Source organism: Flavobacterium sp. Root420 (assembly GCF_001427905.1).
In the GTDB taxonomy this organism is placed as follows: domain Bacteria; phylum Bacteroidota; class Bacteroidia; order Flavobacteriales; family Flavobacteriaceae; genus Flavobacterium.
In genome coordinates, this window is sequence record NZ_LMEF01000033.1 from 109,388 (window position 1) to 127,227 (window position 17,840).

General features: G+C 34.3%; 12 protein-coding genes. 5 read left to right on the forward strand and 7 right to left on the reverse strand.

The genetic code is table 11. From position 1 onward, the window contains the following. Positions 1-352: 352 nt before the first annotated feature. The 3 genes from bglX to ASC72_RS22225 form a co-directional block, all read right to left on the reverse strand. On the reverse strand, positions 353-2,647 hold the full coding sequence (gene bglX, locus ASC72_RS22215; RefSeq protein WP_056196179.1) for a beta-glucosidase BglX: 2,295 nt from the start codon (positions 2,645-2,647) through the stop codon (positions 353-355). 338 nt (positions 2,648-2,985) lie between these two features. Continuing rightward, the gene (locus tag ASC72_RS22220; protein ID WP_056196181.1) at positions 2,986-4,365 is read right to left on the reverse strand and encodes a sialate O-acetylesterase; all 1,380 of its coding nucleotides are present in this window, start codon (positions 4,363-4,365) and stop codon (positions 2,986-2,988) included. Then, the gene (locus tag ASC72_RS22225) at positions 4,355-5,440 is read right to left on the reverse strand and encodes an SGNH/GDSL hydrolase family protein (protein ID WP_056196183.1); all 1,086 of its coding nucleotides are present in this window, start codon (positions 5,438-5,440) and stop codon (positions 4,355-4,357) included. Before ASC72_RS22225 ends, ASC72_RS22220 begins: the two co-directional genes overlap by 11 nt. Before the next feature lie 206 nt (positions 5,441-5,646). Here ASC72_RS22225 and ASC72_RS22230 point away from each other — a divergent pair, with 206 nt between their 5' ends. Beyond that, the gene (locus ASC72_RS22230; protein WP_056196186.1) at positions 5,647-6,159 is read left to right on the forward strand and encodes a C40 family peptidase; all 513 of its coding nucleotides are present in this window, start codon (positions 5,647-5,649) and stop codon (positions 6,157-6,159) included. A gap of 278 nt (positions 6,160-6,437) precedes the next feature. Here the strand turns inward: ASC72_RS22230 and ASC72_RS22235 are convergent, their stop codons facing one another. Both ASC72_RS22235 and ASC72_RS22240 read right to left on the reverse strand, forming a co-directional pair. Further along, entirely contained in the window at positions 6,438-8,018 is a 1,581-nt protein-coding gene (locus ASC72_RS22235; RefSeq protein ID WP_056196189.1) for a murein L,D-transpeptidase, read from the reverse strand. 172 nt (positions 8,019-8,190) lie between these two features. Beyond that, positions 8,191-8,598 carry a DUF1573 domain-containing protein gene (locus ASC72_RS22240; RefSeq protein WP_056196191.1) on the reverse strand — a complete coding sequence of 136 codons (408 nt, stop codon included), beginning with the start codon at positions 8,596-8,598 and terminating at the stop codon, positions 8,191-8,193. Positions 8,599-8,763: 165 nt separating this feature from the next. Between ASC72_RS22240 and ASC72_RS22245 the strand changes: the two genes are divergently transcribed. The 3 genes from ASC72_RS22245 (at position 8,764) to ASC72_RS22255 (ending at position 11,594) form a co-directional block, all read left to right on the forward strand. Next, complete coding sequence (locus ASC72_RS22245; protein ID WP_056196194.1) at positions 8,764-10,026, forward strand: sensor histidine kinase KdpD; 1,263 nt, start codon at positions 8,764-8,766, stop codon at positions 10,024-10,026. After that, a complete protein-coding gene (locus ASC72_RS22250; protein WP_056196197.1) occupies positions 10,023-10,709 on the forward strand; it encodes a response regulator transcription factor in 687 nt (228 codons plus the stop codon). Before ASC72_RS22245 ends, ASC72_RS22250 begins: the two co-directional genes overlap by 4 nt. Before the next feature lie 120 nt (positions 10,710-10,829). After that, a complete protein-coding gene (locus ASC72_RS22255; protein ID WP_056196199.1) occupies positions 10,830-11,594 on the forward strand; it encodes an MBL fold metallo-hydrolase in 765 nt (254 codons plus the stop codon). Between the two features lies 1 nt (position 11,595). Here the strand turns inward: ASC72_RS22255 and ASC72_RS22260 are convergent, their stop codons facing one another. Then, the gene (locus tag ASC72_RS22260) at positions 11,596-13,779 is read right to left on the reverse strand and encodes a radical SAM protein (protein WP_056196201.1); all 2,184 of its coding nucleotides are present in this window, start codon (positions 13,777-13,779) and stop codon (positions 11,596-11,598) included. A 122-nt stretch (positions 13,780-13,901) separates the two neighbouring features. On the opposite strand from ASC72_RS22260, the gene ASC72_RS22265 reads away from it, so the two are divergent. After that, complete coding sequence (locus ASC72_RS22265) at positions 13,902-16,502, forward strand: T9SS type B sorting domain-containing protein (protein ID WP_056196203.1); 2,601 nt, start codon at positions 13,902-13,904, stop codon at positions 16,500-16,502. Between the two features lie 55 nt (positions 16,503-16,557). Here ASC72_RS22265 and ASC72_RS22270 read toward each other — a convergent pair whose 3' ends face one another. Then, positions 16,558-17,835, reverse strand: coding sequence for an MFS transporter (locus ASC72_RS22270; protein WP_056196439.1), 1,278 nt, complete (start codon positions 17,833-17,835; stop codon positions 16,558-16,560). Positions 17,836-17,840: the final 5 nt, after the last annotated feature.

The following is a 17,840-nucleotide window of genomic DNA, read 5'->3' on the forward strand; positions in this document are numbered from 1 at the left end:
TAAGATTCAATAGCGTCCGGCTTTAGCTGGATGGACTATAAATCTGTAAGAAGGGGCTTTAGCCAAACTTTGATAGTTTGGCTAAAGCCCCTTCTACTTAAAACTTATTCCCCTGGCTAAAACTAGGGGCTATGCAAAAAAATTTGTGAATTCGTGGCGAAAAAAAACTCTCGCAGATTTTGCAGATTTAGGAGATAAAAAAAATCTGCCGAATCTGCTAAATCTGCGAGAAAAAAAAGAAACCGCCACGAATTCACAAATTTTCAAACAATTCATTCGTGAATTCGTGGCGAAAAAACTTTGCTACTTTGAAATTAAAAACTTCGTGTCTTAGTGCCTTCGTGGCAAATTATTATTTTATCTCAAAGCCACTCTCTAAACCTTTGTCAGAACTTCCTCCAACCATAATTTTAAAAGTCCCTTCTTCCACTAAATAATTCCCTTCGTTATCATAAAAACCAAGTTCCTTATTCGTTAAAGTAAAAGTTACGGTTTTGGTTTCACCTTTTTTCAAATTCACTAATTCAAAACCTTTTAATTCTTTAATCGGGCGAACGATACTGGCAAATTCATCATGAATATACAATTGTGCGACTTCTTTTCCGTCATAATTTCCTGAGTTAGTTACCTCAGCAGTAATTTGCACATTTTCACCTTTTGCAAAAGAGGTTTTGTTTACTTTCAGATTTTTATAATCGAATTTCGTGTAACTCAAACCAAATCCAAACGGAAATTGAGGCGTTTTTTCTACATCCATATAATGCGACCAAAACACGTTTTTATCACTGTCAATTGGTCTTCCTGTACTGTATTTGTTGTAATAAATTGGAACCTGACCCACATTTCTTGGGAAAGACATTGGCAATTTTCCGCTTGGGTTATAATCTCCGTATAAAACCTGTGCCACAGCATTTCCTGTTTGAGTTCCTAAATGCCAGGCTTCAACAATCGCAGGAACATTTTCTGCAGCCCACGGAATACTTAGTGGGCGACCATTATTTAAAACCAAAACTACATTTGGATTTACTTTGTAAATTTCTTCTAACAACTCTTGCTGTAATCCAGGTAAATTAAGATCGGTTCTACTTCGTCCTTCCCCACTCTGAAAACCGTATTCTCCTAAAACCATGACTACAACATCGGCGTTTTTTGCTGCTGTTTTTGCAGCTTCAAAACTACTTTTATCTGTTGTATTGAAAACAGTTTCCGTCAAAAAAGTAGCTTTTTGTGATAGTAAATCCGCTCCTTTTTCAAATACTAATTGATTGTCTTTATATTGCTGCATTCCTTCTAAAACTGAAACAGCCGAATTATCATCTGCTGCAATTCTCCAGCTTCCCAACGGACTGTTTTTATCGTTTGCCAAAGCGCCAATCAAAGCGATTTTTTGCCCGGATTTTTTCAGCGGCAATAAGTTTTTATCATTTTTTAATAATACGATTGACTTCTTCGCCATGTCTAAAACACCATCGTTGTTCGCTTTATTTCCAATAGTTGCTTTTTCACGTTTTTCATCGCAATATCTATACGGGTCATCAAACAAACCTAATTCAAATTTCACACGTAAAATTCGGCGAACAGCATCATCAACCAAAGCTTCTTTTACTTTTCCTTCTTTCACCAAACCAGTCAATTTCGCCACATACAAATACGATTCCATATCCATATCAGAACCGGCATTTACCGCTTTTGCAGTGGCATCGGCTTCGTCTTTTGCATAACCATGCGCGATCATTTCACGAATCGAAGCATAATCTGAAATCACAAATCCGTCAAATTTCCATTTTCCTTTTAAAATATCTCTTTGTAAAAATGTATTTCCAGTCGCCGGAACGCCATTCAAGGTATTAAATGAATTCATAAACGTACGAACTCCAGCCTGCACTGTCGCTTCAAAAGGAGGTAAAACCGAATTATACAATTTAGAATTGCTGATGTCTACAATGTTATATTCCAGTCCAGCTTCAACATAACCATAAGCTGCAAAGTGTTTTGCACAGGCTGCAATCGTATTTACTTTAGCTAAATCGGCAATTGTTTCACCCTGAAAACCTTTTACTCTTGCAATCGCAATTTTGCTTCCCAAATACGGATCTTCTCCTGCACCTTCCATCACACGTCCCCAGCGCGCATCGTTCGCCACATCGACGTTTGGACCAAAAGTCCAGTTGATTCCAGATGCCGAAGCTTCATCCGCCGCAATTGCAGCCGATTTTTTAATGGCTTCTAAATCCCAACTCGCGGCTTCTGCCAACGGAATCGGGCTTAACGTTTTATAGCCATGTATTACATCAAAACCAATAATCAGAGGAATTCCCAAACGGGTTTCTTCCACGGCAATTTTCTGTACGGCACGAACTTCTTTTACACCACGAACAGTTAGCATCGATCCAACCCATCCTTTTCGCAAATGTTCGTATTTTAATTCGGCTGTTCCGCCTTTTGGAGCCGGTCCTGTAACATCCCAAAAACCATTATATTGGTTCATTTGCCCCACCTTTTCCTCCAAAGTCATCAACGGCAAAAGCAAATCAATACGCTCTTCAATGGTTTTATTTTTATCCAGATACGGCTTTTTTTGTGCATTCATATTTCCAACAGTAAACAGGGCAAAAACCCCGATAGTTATTATTTTTTTATTTTTCATTTTAGTTAGTGGTTTATATTTTGGGCGTGTCCCGCCGAAAAAGGCGGGTCGGGCTTTCGGCTATATCTTTTGCTCCGTTCCACTTCACAAAAGGATACCGCCTCAATCCCTCACGCGATTTACGGTAAATGAGAATGTTTTATTTTCAAAAGAACCTTGTCATTCCGAGAAACGAGGAATCACACTAGTGACTCGACAAAGATTGGCGATTTTGATTGTGGAATTTCTAACATTTACAGGAATCACAAAAAAATGTACAAAAATCTAAAATCTAAAATCTTTACTCTTGACTCTTTCCTCTATCTTCTATGTTCTATGTTCTATTCTCTAAAATCCTCTCACTCCGTTACAAAACAAGAAGCCGGCAAATGCGCTTTATTAAACAAATCAGATTGAATCGTATTTCCCCAGGCAAATCTCACTTTCACTGGGTTTGGAACTTTCTTGCTGGTTAAAATCACCTGATTATTTTTTATGGAAGCTTCTGCAGCATAAAAGGTTCCATCGGCTCCAGCCAGTTCAAATTGATTCGAAGTTTTGTTTTTGAAATACAATCCGTCAGCATAATCAAACGAAACTATAACTTTGCTTTTTTCAATTTTAATGTCTTTAAAAAGTGGCCCGTTTACCAAATTAGAATTGACTTTATACGTTTCTGCTAAAGCCAAATTGGCCAAACGAATTCCAACATCTTTTTTATTCTTCGGATGAATATCAATTGTATCTGAAATATCAGAGGTTAAGACCATTCCCGTTTTCGGAACTTGATTTAAGATTTTTCTTTGAGAATTTCTAACCGTAACATTTGAGAAGTTGTTACTTCCGGTTTTATAAGGCGCAATCTGAACGAAATAAAAAGAAAATTCGTCCTGCCAGGCTTTTCTCCAGGAGGAAATTAAAGCTGATAATGTTTTGTCGTAAACCAAAGAACCAACATTCGATTCGCCTTGATACCAAAGCGTTCCCGCAATTTTAAATCCGACAAAAGGATAAATCATCGCATTGTACGCACGTCCGGGTTGGCGTGGTCCATATTCTTGTTCGTTGAGTTTTTTGGCATTTTCTAATAAAACTGCATCATTCTGAATTACTTCTTCCGGCATCCAGATTTCAGCCGGAGTTCCTCCCCAATTCGAAGATATTAATCCGATTGGTACGTTTTTTAAATCTTCTCTCAAGCGTTTGGCAAAGAAGTAGCCAATGGCACTGAAGTTCTTCATGGTTTCCTGAGTCGATTCCGTCCAGTTTCCTAAAAGGTTATTTTGAGGTGTGGTTGCTGTTAATTTCGGAACGGTAAAAAAACGAATGTTAGGATTCGTGGCGTTTTTCATTTCTTCCTCGCCATTGTCAATTCCCCAGCTTACAGACATTTCCATATTCGATTGTCCGGCACAAACCCAGACTTCTCCAATTAAAATGTTTTTAAGGACAACTTCATTATATCCTTTAATTGAAATCGTATAAGGTCCGCCCGCTTCCGGCGTTTTTATATGAAGTTCCCATTGTGCCTGATTGTTTGCAACGACTTTATATTCCTGATTGTTCCAGCTCGAAACCAGTTTGATTTCTTCTTTTGGATTTGCCCAACCCCAAATTTTAACTTCGGAATTACGTTGTAAAACCATATTGTCGCCAAAAATATTCGGAAGGGAAACGTTTGCCATCATAGTTGTGGAAATCATCAGAAAGAAAACAAACTTAAATATATTATTTTTCATTTAACAGCTTTTTTAAAAACGGACCATATTGATCAGCCATTACTTTTTGATCCGCAACATCAGGATGTCCTAAACAGCCTTTCGGCGTCATCGGTTTGAATTTAAAAATCTTGATTTCTTTATGTGTTTTATCCGCAGAAAATACCTCTTTTACTTTATTTAAGCACACTTCAAAAACCACCGCTCTTTCACCGCCCACCATTGGACTATTTGTAATCACAATCTGTGCATTCGGATTATGTTTGTATAACATTTTTATAAAATTGATGTAATTCGAAACGTACTTTTCGGCATTAAAAGGTAAACGCTCTTTTTTGCCATCTCCACCAGAAAAGTCGTTGGTTCCTAAAGCAATGCTGATAATATTCGGTTGAAAAGCAAAATCATATTTAGGTTTTGAATTGTCTTTTGTCAAATACAAATTCTCATACACTTCCGGCATTATTGGTTCTTCTTTATTTTCGTCATTCCAGTTGCGATACATTCCAATTCCGGAAACAGAACTTACCAAATAATCAACATCAATTGCTCTCGAAAGCACCGGTCCATAAGCATAATAACCATTATGATGATCCATGTATTCTCCTTTATCACAATCAACCGAATCACTCGCTGCCGCACAGGTTATTGAATCTCCTATAAATTCGATTTTCTTTTTCTTTTTGGATGAAATTGATGTCAGTTTTGCGGTTGTTCCGGCAAATAAAATTCCTCCGGAATGTGCTTCGGTATTTTTATAAATTTCGAGACGGTGTTCTTTTTTATTTGAAGTAACTTTTATTGGAAAAGATTGTACATCACCTTTTTCAATTCTAATTTTCCCTATATATTTTCCGTCTAAAACTAAATCAACATAATTATGATGCTCATAAGAATCGACGCTTTGCAGTTTAATTGAACATTCACTTCCTGTAAAATTAAATGATACGGACGACGCTGTTCCAATTAAAACAACAGCATCATTTTGAAGTTTTTCAATTCGGCCTGCATATAAAAAAGTGTTTGTGTTTTGTGAAATAGAAACAGTCGAAATCAGCAAAAACAAAATTAAAAACGGTAATTTTCTGATAAACATAATTTATTTGTTAAATAGAAATAGTATTCACAAATATATTTGAAATGAAGAAGACAGAAAGATACTAAAACGTCAAAATGCAATAAAAAAACACCACATAAATACATCAAAACCGTAAATTTTATTCTTTATTCTTACAAAGCCATTTTAAAGCCCTTCTTAGTTATTTAAAAACAAGCTATCTTTATAGAAATAACATCATTAAAATGAAATCATTCTTTTATATACCTATATTTTCAGCAGTCATCTTATGTTCTTGCTTTACTTCAAAAGAAGAACCTAAAACAGAAACAATTCAACTACTAAAAACGGAAACGGATATCGAGCGGGATTCTATCGTAAATTATGCTAAAAAATATTTGGGAACGCCTTACGTATATGCGGGAAATGATCCTAAAACAGGATTTGACTGTTCGGGGTTTATCAGTTATGTCTTCCATCATTTTGATGTCAATTTGCCAAGAAGTTCCGGCAGTTATAAAAATTTAGGAACTGCCTTAAAACCAGAAAATTTTAAAGTGGGAGATATTTTAGTTTTTTACGGATACAAAGACAAAACCATTATTGGCCATCTCGGAATTATTTGCGAGGCCAATGGAATGCAATCTAAATTTATTCACGCTTCATCCGGAAAAGTAAACAGCGTCACGATTACTTCCCTTGATACAGAACATTACACCAATCGTTATTACAAGTGTATTGATGTTTTGTCGAATTAGGTCTTTTTGACCACAAATTACACAAATTTCCACTAATTATTTTTTTACACAGATTTAAAAAAGATTTAAGCAGATGTGCGCAGATTTTTTTACTGTGAAAGCTTAAAAAAAATCCAATTAAATCTACTTTAATCTGCAAAATCTGCGTGAAAATTACTGCATTCATCAATTAACCCTTAGTCATTAATTATCAGAATCTTAGTAATTATTTATATTCAAAGATTGAAAAAATAATTAGTGGAAATTTGTGAAATTTGTGGTAAACTTTTTTTTGCATTTTATTCCTCCGTTAATAATTTAATTAGACTTTCATCTCTTTGATAGACGTCTTTATAGAAATTTAATTCACCCTTACGATCAACCCAAGCGGTAAAATAACCTATATAAACTGGAACTTTCTTTTTTAGACTGACCCAATTTTCTTTTCCGGCGTGCATCGCTTTATCTATTTTTTCCGGTGTCCATCTTGGATCTTGTTTTAGGAGTTCAATAGCCAATTCTCTAGGTTTTCCAACGCGAACGCATCCGTGACTAAAAGCTCTGTTTTCTCTTTCGAACAAACTTTTGGCTGGTGTATCGTGTAAATAGATATTATTTGAATTCGGAAATAAAAACTTCACTAAACCAAGCGAATTGTTTTTTTCCGGCAACTGACGCACCGCCCCATTATTCCATTCCAGATTTTTCTGTGCCAGATAATTTTTGTTTTTGGCCATTCCCGGTTTGATTTCCTTATTGATAATACTTGTGGGAACATTCCAATACGGACTAAAAACTATATTATTCATCATTCCGCTGAAAATAACCGTTTTGGTCATCGCTTTTCCGACCACAACTGGCGAAACAAAAGCAATATCATGATCACGAATTAGGTACAATCTAAACTCCGGAATATTAACTTCGATGTATTCTTTGCCCTTTTCCAGTTGAGGATCAATCCATCTGCAACGCTCCATATTGACAATAATGGTTTTGATTCGATCTGAAACCGGAACGTTTAATTCGGCAATATGTTCTTTTAGAATTATATTTTTTGGTGTTAATCCATGATGTATTTCGTAGTTTTTAATGGCTTTAATCAAAGTAGTATCACATACATTACTTTTGTCATTTTCTTTGAGATCGCCGGTAATGAATAGTCTTTCTCTAATTTGTCCGATCGCAGCAACAGAATCTCCAATCTTCAGATTTTTAAAATCCTCATCAACCTCAACTGTTTTCCAGCCTCCTTTTTTCTCTATCTCTCTATATCGGTGAAGTGCATCTCTCAGTTTGTAATATTGACTGAACATTTTGCTCTTTTTATCATCGCTGATTGTCGCCTTTTCATGAATTGAATCTGAAAAAACTTTGTAGTCGAGTTTTTTTCTAGGCAAAAGCCATTCTAGTTTCTTTACTGTTTTTTCATCAACACCAGAAACTTTCTGCGCATAATAAAAATACAAGTTTGAAATCATCAAATCAGTATCAATTTTTGATAATTTATTTTCGGCAATATTATCAAAAACAGCATTAATCTTTTCGTTGTACGGAAAATTAGCCCTCAAACCTTCTGCTTCTAATCCTTTGTATTTATTGAATAAAGTATTTCCAAATTCGACAACACCTTTATTATCCAGCCATAATTGAGTAGATTTTTTTTCTTTGTATAAAGCCAAAACCTCATCCTGGAATTTAACCAACTTTGGATAAGCTTCATAAAATTTAGAAACTTGAAGACTGTCAATATGAAGTTTTAATTCCGGGACCACTTTTTCTGAGGTCTTTTTTAAATCTTCTTCGTTTTTTTCTGATTTAGAATTACATGAAAAAACAAAAAAAAGAATAACAACAACGACAGGCGAGTAGAAAATTTTCATAATAATATTTTTAATAAAAATAGAAAAGATTTGATAAAAACAAACCCTTTCCGAGAAAAATAATATTCACTTTACATAGCAAAATTTCATTTTAACTCAACTTCAAAAATGACATAAAAAAACTCCAAATACACTACATATTTGGAGTTCTTACTTTATAACCAACCTTTATCTAGATTACCGTTCCTTTGAGGGTAAGAATTTTTGGAGACGTTTCGGCACTTGTTGTTACCGTTACTGTTTTTGTAAAAGCACCTTTGTTTGCCGCATTGTATGTTGCAGTTACTTTAGCTGTTTTACCAGGCAAAATTGGCTCTTTTGTGTAATCTGTTGCCGTACAACCGCAAGAACCCTGAACATTTGTAATTACAACCGCTATTTTTCCTGTGTTTTTAAATTCATAAACAATTGCTTTTGGTGTTCCTTGTGGAATTTGTCCTACATCAATAGTTTCGGCTTTCCAGGCAATTGTTGAAGCAGTTGTTTCAATTTTAGAAGCAATTACTTTTACCGGTACAATTGCTGAAAATGACATTAGGCCTAAAGCCAAAGCCAACATTGAGATTTTGATGATTTTCATAGTTATTATATTTTAATGGTTTATAGTTCTAAATTTGTATTTCAAAAGTACTTCAGACAAAATCAAATCGCTGTTAAGCGGTTTCAAATCTTTGTTAACGACTTGTTAATCGCCCTTTTTAACTATAATTTTCATTAATATTACATTCTGAAAAACATTCTTTTCTTGAAAATAAATAAACTCAATACTATTATCCTTTTAGGATTGATCGCCATCATTAGCATATTGGTGGCACAATTGCTTTGGACCAAAGAGGCTTTTACTTTAGAACAGAAAAAACTAAGTCAGAAAGCCAATATTGCTTTGCTTGAAGTGGCCCGAAAATTATATGATGGAAAAGATCATGAACCATCGTGTCAAAATCCCGTTCGAAAAATTTCTAACGATTATTATATCGTAAACATCGAGAATGCTTTTGAACCTGATATTTTGGAATTTTATTTAAGATCAGAATTCAAAAAAATGCATATTACAACCGATTTTGAATATGCAGTGTACAATTGCCAAAGTGACGAAATGGTGTATGGAAAGTACATTTCATCATCTGAAAAAGGAAAAGAAAAGAAAGCAGTTTCTTTCCCAAAACATAAGGATCTGGTTTATTATTTTGCAGTTCGTTTTCCAAATGAAACAACTTATTTATTCAGTTCCATGCGTTTTTGGTTTATACTTTCTATTGCTTTAATTCTGATTTTACTGATTTATGTGTATTCGATTTTTACACTTTTACAGCAAAAGAAATATTCTGAATTGCAAAGGGATTTCATCAATAATATGACACATGAATTCAAAACGCCTTTGTCTTCAATATTGATTGCTTCGAAATATTTAATTGAACAAAACCCGATTAAAGAAGATAAAAAACTGCATACTTATACGGATATTATCATCAATCAAAGCAATAAACTCAACAGTCATATTGAACAGATTCTAAATATTTCAAAAGCAGATTATGCACCTTTGGAACTAAAAAAAGAAACTCTTTTAATTGTTCCTATTATTGAGGAAACAATTGAAAATATTCAGATGAAATATCCTGAGGCTACAATTAAGATTGATACCGATTCAGTAGAATATTATATTGAAACAGATGTTTTTCATTTCAGCAATTTAGTTTATAACCTGCTTGATAATGCTGTAAAATATTGCACCGATAAACCTGATATTACGATTCGAATTTCATTGGAAAATCAAATTTTAAAACTCGCTTTTATCGATAACGGAATCGGTATTTCTCCTAAAAACATTTCTCTTATCTTTGATAAGTTTTATCGCGCCCAAAACGAAAAAAGCAATGAAGTAAACGGCTTTGGTCTTGGTTTGTATTATGTAAAAGAAATCTGCAATCTTCAAAACTGGAAAATAAAAGCCGAAAATAACTTAGAAAAAGGTATCACTATAACTTTGTCAATTCCCTATAAAAAATGAAACAATTCAGAATACTTTATACCGAAGACGATGAAACCTTAGCGTTTTTGACCAAAGACAATTTGGAACAAAATAACTATGAAGTTATTCATTGTCCGGATGGAAAACTGGGTTTAGAAACCTTTAAAAAAGAAAAGTTTGACATTTGTATTTTTGACATTATGATGCCCAAAATGGACGGTTTTGAATTGGCAACAGAAATCAGAAAAGCAAATACAGATATTCCAATTATCTTTCTTTCAGCCAAAACTTTAAAAGAAGACCGAATTAAAGGATTGCGTTTGGGTGCCGACGATTATTTGGTAAAGCCTTTTAGTATTGAAGAATTGCTTTTGAAAGTTGAAATTTTTTTAAAGCGTTCACAGAAAAGTATTCCGACAGAAAAATCAGTTTATGAAATAGGAAAGTATCAGTTTGACACCAACAATTTTATCCTTTTTAATGAAAGCGAAAAAATCACTCTAACACAGCGCGAAGCCGAGTTGCTGAGATTATTTTTGGATAATAAAAACTCAGTTTTAAAAAGAGAGCAAATTTTAACCTCACTTTGGGGAACCGATGATTATTTTATGGGAAGAAGTCTGGATGTTTTTATTTCCCGACTTCGTAAAATCCTGGCTAATGAAAGTGGAATTTCAATAGAAAATCTACACGGAATTGGGTTTCGATTTTCTATTGTATAAACATCATTAAATGATTAGAAAATTTCAATTTAGATAATAACAATTCTGTTAAAAATAAAGAAAAATCTGTAAATTAAATTTGAAAAATCTTCGTATTTTTAAGTTCTAATTTTACATGATATGAAATTACATCATTTACGCAACGCTACTTTAGTTATTGAAACGGAGCAACATGTGATTTTAGTTGACCCGATGTTGGGAAAGAGAAAGACGATTCCACCTTTCACAATCTTCCGCTATAGCCCACATCGAAATCCAATGGTTTCTTTGCCAAAAAACAGTCGGGAAATTTTAAGTAAAGTAACACATTGTCTCATCACACATTTGCATCCCGATCATATCGATAAAGCCGGCGAAGTTTTTTTAAGACGAAAAAGCATTCCGGTAACCTGCAGTGTACAAATTGAAAAAGAATTATCAAAAAGAGGTTTAAACATTACTCAAACTTTTAATTATTGGGAATCTCAACCTTTTCTGGATGGAAAAATAACTGGAATCCCAGCGATTCACGGTTATGGATTTATTGCCAGATTTATGGGGAAAGTAATGGGTTTTTACATTCAATTAGCCAACGAAAAATCTATTTATATCAGTTCAGATACTATTTTCACAGAGCACGTACAAAAAGTTTTGGTTGAATTAAAACCCGACATCGCAACTGTCGCCTGCGGAACGGCAAGATTAGATATCGGTCAGCCTTTATTAATGCGAATGAATGATATTTTGAAATTTACAGCATTGGCACCTGGCAAAGTCTTCGCTAATCATTTAGAAGCTTTAAACCATTGTCCGACTACGAGAGAGCAATTGAAAACGGCGCTGGCAGAGAATGATCTTTTGTCTAAAACGGCAATTCCTGCTGATGGGACTTTTGTGGAGTATTGATTTATAAAACCAACAACCCAAATTCTCGTAAAGTATTCACAGGCTTTGAATACCAGAATAATTCGAAATCTTCCAATTGCGTTTCAAAATCTGCTTTTATTTCCTGAAAAGTATAACTCTTAGCATTTGAAATCGAAATTTTACTCAAAATTTCAACCAGCCATTCACCTTCATTTTTATTGGTCTGAATGTTGAAACTTTCCTTTTTATCATGAAAAGTAAAACTCATCATTTCCCAGGAATTTCCTTTTTTTGATTTTGTAAAATGTTCTACTGCTGGCTTTCCGCCAAGCCAAACTACTTTTGCATTTGGTTTAGTGTTGAAATCATTTCCTTCTTCCAGTGCATTAAAAATAAAATCGGGATCAATTTTAGTTTTCGGGATTTTAAAATCGAACCAATCCTGCAGTTCGTAATCAAAACAGATTCCGTGCATGAAATTAAAAAGTGATTTCTTTAATCCGAAACTGAATTTATCGTGATTGATTCCAGTAGAATCTGTATAATCGATGTCGTTATTAGCAAAAGTTCCAATTATTTCAGTTGCTTTTTTTACACCAAATTTTTCCGGATATAATCCAACCGGACTATGAGCCGTCATCGCAAACTGATGCCAAAAACCAGATTGCAAAATTCCGGCTTCAAACAATTGACGCACCATTTCGAGACTATCAATCGTTTCCTGAATGGTCTGGGTTGGATATCCGTACATTAAGTACGCATGTACCATAATTCCGGCTTCGGTAAAGTTGCGGGTTACTTTTGCTACTTGTTCAACTGTAACGCCTTTATCAATAAGTTTCAATAATCGGTCTGAAGCCACTTCTAAACCTCCGGAAACGGCAATGCATCCAGAAGCTTTTAAAAGCAAACATAAATCTTTAGAAAAACTTTTTTCAAATCGAATATTCGTCCACCAGGTTAACGCTAATTTTCTACGTAAAATTTCCAGAGCCAAAGCGCGCATCAAGGCTGGTGGTGCTGCTTCATCCACAAAATGAAAACCATTTTGGCCGGTTTGCAGCATCATTTCTTCCATTCTGTCGCACAATAAATTAGCCGCGACGGGTTCGTAAACTTTGATATAATCTAATGAAATATCACAGAAAGTACATTTTCCCCAATAACAGCCGTGCGCCATCGTAAGTTTGTTCCAACGCCCGTCACTCCACATACGATGCATCGGATTCACGATTTCGATAACCGAAATGTATTTATCCAAAGGCAAGTCAGAATAATCCGGAGTTCCAACAAATGCCTGTTTGTAGTCCTGTTTTAAGGAATTGTTTTTATAAACCACTTCTTCATTTTCCAAAAGAAAAGTTCTTTTATATGAATTATAATCTGGTTTTTCAACATTCAAAATCAATTCTTCTATCGGAACTTCTCCATCATCCAAAGTAATGAAATCAAAAAACTCAAAAACACGTTTATCAGAAAGGGAACGCAATTCGGTATTAGGAAAACCTCCGCCCATTGAAATTTTAATTTCAGGATGATTTTGTTTTACCCATTGCGCACAACGAAATGCGCTGTATAAATTTCCCGGAAAGGGAACAGAAATTAAAAAGAAAGTGGGATTTACGGCTTCAATTTTAGCTTTCAAAAGTGAAATTAAAATCGAATCAATATAAGTTGGCTTTTGCTGCAAAGCTTCATATAATTCATCAAAAGAATTGGCGCTCCGGCCCAAACGCTCGGCATATCGGCTAAAGCCAAAATTTTCATCGACACATTCTACAATATAATCCGAAATATCTTCAAGATATAAAGTTGCCAAATGTTTCGCTTTATCCTGAGTTCCCATTGTTCCGAAGGCCCAATCCAATTCTTCGAGCTGAGCAAAACGAGAAGCTTCTGGCAGAAAATCTTCCTGACAAATCTGCAACGCCAAAGTTGGATTTTTCCCTTGCAAAAACTGAATTACAGCATCAATAGTTTTGATGTATTCGTCCTGTAATGCAAAAATACGTTTTGAATTATCAGAGATTTCGTTTCCAACAACCTGAAACAAATCTTGTAAACCTTTCTTCGAAAACAATTCCAAAATCACATCAATACCCAAATCAGCCTGAGCAGATTCGATATTTTTTGTGTTTAGAAATCCTTTTATATAAGCTGTTGCCGGATACGGAGTATTCAGTTGGGTAAAAGGAGGCGTAATAATAAAAAGTTTTGTTTTCAAAAGGAATTATTTTTGCAAAAATACGAGATATTTAGGGACTTTTTAGGAAAAGATTGATAGCCGTAATTTTACTTTTGTTTTGTGGATATTTAATTACATTTGCCAGGATTCAAATTATAATTATGAGGCATAAATTACCTTTCATTTTTCTTCTTTTTTTATTTTTCTTTTACAATATAGGTACATCTCAAGATTTTCAATGGGTAAGGCAATTTGGAGATCAAGGCACTGATGAAGCGGAGTCTATAGAAGTAGATAACAATGGTAACTCTTATTCTATTGGAGTAGCGCAGTCTTATACCTATGACCTTGATCCAACTCCTAACGGCACACAACTTATTAATAATCTATCTACGCCATTTTCTCCGTTTAGAGATATTTATTTAGTGAAACTAAACGATGATGGGGACTTTGTTTGGGGAAAAACATTTGGCAGCTTAAAATACAACCAGTATGCTTACAAAATAAAAATCGGACCTGATGGTAATATTTACCTTTTTTTACAGACTTCAGAATTTGTTCCCAATCAAATTGATTCTTTTATTACCATTGTCAAAGTTTCTCCCAACGGAAATGAATTGTCAAGAATTAAAATTAAAAACCCTGGTTCATTTTTCACTTATAACTTTGACATAGATAATCAGAACAATTTTATTGTTAGCGGCTGGTTTGTAAGCTCAAAAACGATAAATTTCAAAAACACAGATGTAAATTTTGAGTCGCAAAACAGTATCGCTTCATACATTTTTAAGCTAGATAATTCTGGGAATTTTATTTGGAAGAAAATATTTGATACTCCACAATTATCTGACGTTACAATTCAAACAAAACCCGATGGAAATATTATCGCTGTATTAAACAGTTCAGTTCAGGGATCTCCAATAAGCTCGATACTGAACATTAATACAAGGGATGCAAATGTTATTTGGGAAAAAAAATTATCGCAACAAGCCATAAACACTTTTCATCTAGACCGTAAGGGAAATATTGTTATAGCAGGTTCTAATGGAGTTTATCAAGGAAATACAGATGTTGATCCTTCACCAAATGTAATAAATACTGCGTCGCAAAAATTTTTATTATGGCTAGACAGCAATGGTAATTTTCTGGATTTAAAAGAGTATTTTGTTACACAGTTTTCAGCAGATTTTCGAATGTGGAAGATAGAAAGTGATGTACAAAATAATATTTATTTAGTTGGTGACTTTGCTGGAAAAGTTGATGCTGACCCTTCGCCAAATACTTTTTTCTTAGAAAACCCATATGGATCAATTCAATATGGATCTGGTTATGCAATAAAATTTGATTCGAATCGAAATTTTGATAAGGCATATATGTTAATTTCTAATTATCGTTCAGTTGTAAAAGATATAAAAGTTAAAAATAACAATATATATCTTCTAGGCGATTTTAACTGGGAATGCGATTTTGATCCTGGAACCGGTAGTCAAAAATTAAATACTTTACATGGCGGAGGTGTAGTTACATCTGATGGCTTCGTCGTTAAACTTAGTCCATGTGACCCATCAAAACCTGTTGGTGAAGAAAATCAGTTTTTTTGTACAAACCAAAATGCAACAATCGGCGATTTAGTTCCAAATTTTAGTGGAATTCAATGGTATGACAATGCTACTAACGGAAATATTCTTTCCGCTATTACCAGTCTTCAAGACGGAAAAGTCTATTATGCGTCTCAAACATCAAACAGTTGTGAAACTGAAAGATTAGGTGTTAAAGTAAAAATTACGAATACTCCGATTGCTCCTACAGAAATTACAAGTCCGGTATTTTGTAAAAAAGAAGCTGCAACTTTAAACAATATTCAAATGTCAGGGCAGAATATAAAATGGTACGACAATAATATGGCTGCCACTACTTTATTTAATACTACTCTGTTAGAAGATAACAAGATATATTATGCATCACAAACAATTGGATGTGAAAGCGATAGAACACCTGTTTTAGTAAGGATTTATGATACAAAATTACCTTCCGGAAATGATAATCAATCCTTTTGCACAATTGAATTTGCAACTATTGAAAATCTTAATATAAACGGAATTGATCTCAAATGGTACGATTCTCCAGTAAATGGAACTAGTTTACAGAAAACAGATTTATTGAAAAACGGCATTTATTATGTTACGCAAACTATGAATAGCTGTGATAGTGAAAGATTTGCAGTTAATATAAAAATAAAAGAAACTCAAAACCCAATTGCTGATACACCACAAACTTTCTGCATACAGAAAAAGGCTTCAATAAACAACATTGATATTACAGGCCAGAATATTAAATGGTTCCAAAGTATTTCTTCAAGTACAAATTTATCTGAAACAACCCTACTTGAAAATGGGGTAACCTATTATGCTTCTCAAACCATTAACTCTTGCGAAAGCGATAGAATACCAGTTACGATAAATATACTTGAAGCGACAACTGGTGACTGTATCAATTTAGTTGAAGAACTTCCTTATCCAAAATTTTTCACGCCAAATAATGACGGTTACAATGATACCTGGGCAATTGATTTTGCTTATTTAGCTCCAAATACAGGGATCCGAATATTTGACCGTTATGGGAAATTCATTAAAGAACTTCACGTTAACGGAGCATGGGATGGAACTTACATAGGTATTAATGAACCCGCCTCAGATTATTGGTTTACTGTTATCCGATTAAATGGAACTGAATTTAGAGGACATTTTAGTTTGAAGCGATAAAAAAAGAGTGGCCACGACAATGTGAGCCACTCTTTTTTTTAAAATATATTTTTTTTTAAAACTGATGCACTTTTTTAGAAATCACTAAAAAGGAAACCAAAGAAATTAAAGCTGCGGCAGTCAAATAAAAGCCTACGTAACTTAATCCATAAGTACTTGCCAGCCATATTGCGATCATTGGTGCAAATGCTGCACCCAAGATTCCTGCCAAATTAAATGTCAGGGAAGCACCTGAATAACGAACTGCAGTTGGAAACAATTCCGATAAGAAAGTTCCCAACGGTCCATAAGTAAAGCCCATTAAGGACATTCCCATACAAACAAAAGCGGTTACTAAAATTGGATTTCCTGAATTAAGAAAGTACGAAAAGAAAAAACCGAAAACAGCAATAGCCGCTGTCGTAATAATTAATATTTTTCGGCGACCAATTTTATCAGCAACCAATGCTGAAACTGGAATAAAAAAGGCAAAAAACAGTACAGAAAGCAACTGAATTAATAACGCATCTCTTTTTGTAAAGCCTAAGTCGGAAGTTGCCCAACTTAAAGTAAAAACAGTCATTAAATAAAAAACCAAAAAAGTTGTTACAGCAGATAATGTTCCAAAAATCAATTGATTTTTATATGATTTCAATAAGGTAAAAAACGGAATTCTAACTTCTTTTTGTTCTAATTTAGAATTTTCGAAAGCCGGGGTTTCACTAATTTTAAGACGAATATAAAATCCAACAATTACTAAAAGCGAACTGGCTATAAACGGAATCCTCCATCCATAATCCATAAAAGCTTCGCTGGTCATACTGTCTGTTAAGATTAAGAAAGTACCTCCGGAAAGCAACAATCCAATTGGCGCTCCCAATTGCGGAAACATTCCGTACCAGGCGCGTTTATGCGGTGGTGCATTTTCAATGGCCAATAAAACAGCTCCACCCCATTCACCTCCTAAACCAACTCCTTGTCCAAATCGGCATAACATTAATAAAATTGGTGCCGCGATTCCGATACTGGCATAACCTGGTAAAAAACCAATTGCAATTGTCGATAATCCCATAGTTAATAATGCCACTACTAAAGTAACCTTACGACCGATTTTATCTCCATAATGTCCAAAAACAGCTGAACCTAAAGGTCTGGCCAAAAAAGCAATCGAAAAAGTAGCTAAAGATTCAAGTGTGGAATTTGTACTGCTAGCTCCCGGGAAAAATAGTTGTGGAAAAACCAACACGGCAGCATTGGCATAAATATAAAAATCAAAAAATTCAATTGTAGTTCCAATTAAAGAACCAAAAAGAACATGTCGAAGAGAGTTCTCCTGATTTGGGTTGTTTTTCATTGTAG

What these genes read in the sequence shown, in the direction of transcription:
- bglX (WP_056196179.1), bottom strand. Translation starts at nt 2,647, where the DNA reads ATGAAAAATAAAAAAATAATAACTATCGGGGTTTTTGCCCTGTTTACT.
- ASC72_RS22220 (WP_056196181.1), bottom strand. Translation starts at nt 4,365, where the DNA reads ATGAAAAATAATATATTTAAGTTTGTTTTCTTTCTGATGATTTCCACA.
- ASC72_RS22225 (WP_056196183.1), bottom strand. Translation starts at nt 5,440, where the DNA reads ATGTTTATCAGAAAATTACCGTTTTTAATTTTGTTTTTGCTGATTTCG.
- ASC72_RS22230 (WP_056196186.1), top strand. Translation starts at nt 5,647, where the DNA reads ATGAAATCATTCTTTTATATACCTATATTTTCAGCAGTCATCTTATGT.
- ASC72_RS22235 (WP_056196189.1), bottom strand. Translation starts at nt 8,018, where the DNA reads ATGAAAATTTTCTACTCGCCTGTCGTTGTTGTTATTCTTTTTTTTGTT.
- ASC72_RS22240 (WP_056196191.1), bottom strand. Translation starts at nt 8,598, where the DNA reads ATGAAAATCATCAAAATCTCAATGTTGGCTTTGGCTTTAGGCCTAATG.
- ASC72_RS22250 (WP_056196197.1), top strand. Translation starts at nt 10,023, where the DNA reads ATGAAACAATTCAGAATACTTTATACCGAAGACGATGAAACCTTAGCG.
- ASC72_RS22255 (WP_056196199.1), top strand. Translation starts at nt 10,830, where the DNA reads ATGAAATTACATCATTTACGCAACGCTACTTTAGTTATTGAAACGGAG.
- ASC72_RS22265 (WP_056196203.1), top strand. Translation starts at nt 13,902, where the DNA reads ATGAGGCATAAATTACCTTTCATTTTTCTTCTTTTTTTATTTTTCTTT.
- ASC72_RS22270 (WP_056196439.1), bottom strand. Translation starts at nt 17,835, where the DNA reads ATGAAAAACAACCCAAATCAGGAGAACTCTCTTCGACATGTTCTTTTT.